Genomic DNA, 2,013 nt, shown 5'->3' on the forward strand with positions numbered 1-2,013 from the left:
TGAGATAGTAAAAAGAGAGGGGATTATCAATGTTGACGAAGTCTAAGCTTCACCGTGTATAGTAACCTTAATCCTCTCTTTTGTTCTTTCTGATTTATATCTAAATGTAATAGAAATCAAACTTAAGACGTATATATCTCATAGCTAATCAGTTGCTTAATCGAAGTTTCGGTATATTTGCGAAGTCCGCCAAATTTTTTAATTTGGCTTATTGAAAAAAAGGTAATAAGAAAATTAAAATATTCGGCTCGTGCTTAACCGAATAGTTATCGCTAATTTGCACGCTACGAGCCATATACAAAACCGTTGTGCGCAAACGTACTCTTACCCACTATTAAAAATTTAAGATATGGATTCAAAAAGCATACTGATTGCTAGAGATGATAAGTTTTATGACTCAATTTTAACAATATTAAGCTCGTCTCAAAGTATTTTTGTTTTTTCACAATGTTTGAATATCATTAAAGAATTTGGTATCCAAAAACAAGTATCTATCCAGCCTAATCTACCAATTAGTATCCCGAGGGGTAATAACAATGAATATCTACTTTTTCATTCTGATAGTTTTGTAAAAGATTTGAGTCAAGATATTAAACCTGAAAGAATTAAGTTGGATCTTAGAAGTGTTGACAAACCTATAGATTATGAGAGGAGTGGACTAGTACAAATGCCTGACTTAGGTTTTATTAGAAAATCCATAATACAAGGGGCATTTATTCAGTTTTACGAATTAAATAAACCGCCTGAAAAATTACTGAACTGGTCAGAGAAATGGAAATTTGCGTGGTTAATTAGAAATGCTTTTGCTCACGGAGGAGTGGTGAACTGGACTGATGATAGGATTTGCGAGGTTAGTTGGGATAGTTTTAGTTTTACAAGAAGTACTGATAATGGACGGGAGATAATTTTTAATAATTTTGGGGAAGCAGATATAATTATATTATTAACACAGCTATAAATTAAATCGTCAGCGCACAACAATAAATATAAAACAGCGAAAAGCCGTTTCATATTTTAACCGTTGCCACCAATTAGGAAAAAACTCAACGAAATCAACATATTGACAAGAATGTTGTAAAAATGTCGCAAACAAACCGTTATCAAATTGATAGATTCATAAGTAGTTTTGTAGAAACAACAATCCAAAATTAATTATGAACGAAATCGGAAAAAAAATTAGAGAAATAAGAAAGCAAAAAGGACTTTCTCAAGAGGAGTTGGCTGAATCCGCAAAAGTAAATTTAAGAACAATTCAACGAATTGAAAATAACGAAAGTGAACCTCGTGGAAAAACTTTGAATTTAATTTGTGATGTTCTTGACATAAATGCGGAAGATATTTTAGATTATGGAAAAAGGCCTGATAAGAGCTATCTGACAATTTTTCATCTTTCTGTAATAGTCTTTTTAGCTATTCCGGTTGGAAATATAATTGTTCCTCTGATTTTATGGATGAATAAAAAAGATAAAATTGTTGGACTAAAAGAAATCGGAACAAATCTTCTAAATTACCAAATAGTCTGGACAGTATTAACTTTTATTTCAATAACTACTTTCGCACTATTTAAAATAATGCATTACGGGACTTATGATATTCTATTTTATATATTTATCGGACTTTATGCATTGAATATAATATTACCGATAACTTTTGCGATTAAAACGAACAAAGGAAAAACAGAAAATTTATATCCGAATATTATTAAACTGATAAAATAACTGGCGGCAACAAAGAACTGAGGTAAAAAACAACTCTTTTCTTAATTAATTTGAGACATAATTATTCTAGGCTCATAGATTCCTTTAATGGATGCTTTGAACTTTTTTGTTCCTTTCTATTGTACTCTTTACTTCGGCAATACAGACACGTAAGTTTCATCATACGGTAGCCCTGATTTGGCTATCGCAAAGCATTGTTTTAGTAGCTTGTTGGCCACTGCAATCAGCGCTAGTTTCTTACTCTTGCCTTTGTTTACTATACGCTCATAGATTTCTCTACAAGCCTTGTTGTGCT

General features: G+C 31.5%; 2 protein-coding genes and 1 pseudogene. 2 read left to right on the top strand and 1 reads right to left on the bottom strand.

The features are described from left to right. Positions 1–349 precede the first annotated feature (349 nt). Positions 350–958, top strand: a complete 609-nt coding sequence (locus LB449_RS13705; protein WP_224455686.1) for a hypothetical protein — start codon at positions 350–352, stop codon at positions 956–958. Between the two features lie 196 nt (positions 959–1,154). After that, positions 1,155–1,718: a helix-turn-helix domain-containing protein gene (locus LB449_RS13710; RefSeq protein WP_224455687.1), complete on the top strand. Its 564-nt coding sequence runs from the start codon at positions 1,155–1,157 to the stop codon at positions 1,716–1,718. A 128-nt stretch (positions 1,719–1,846) separates the two neighbouring features. Here the strand turns inward: LB449_RS13710 and LB449_RS13715 are convergent. Continuing rightward, positions 1,847–2,013 (bottom strand): annotated as a pseudogene (locus LB449_RS13715) (IS110 family transposase); the annotation flags it as partial.

The sequence above is a fragment of the Psychroflexus lacisalsi genome (assembly GCF_020164495.1).
Lineage (GTDB): Bacteria > Bacteroidota > Bacteroidia > Flavobacteriales > Flavobacteriaceae > Psychroflexus > Psychroflexus lacisalsi.

Bases quoted from the DNA above. Each gene is read 5' to 3' on its own strand.
- LB449_RS13705 (WP_224455686.1), top strand. From the start codon at position 350: ATGGATTCAAAAAGCATACTGATTGCTAGAGATGATAAGTTTTATGAC.
- LB449_RS13710 (WP_224455687.1), top strand. From the start codon at position 1,155: ATGAACGAAATCGGAAAAAAAATTAGAGAAATAAGAAAGCAAAAAGGA.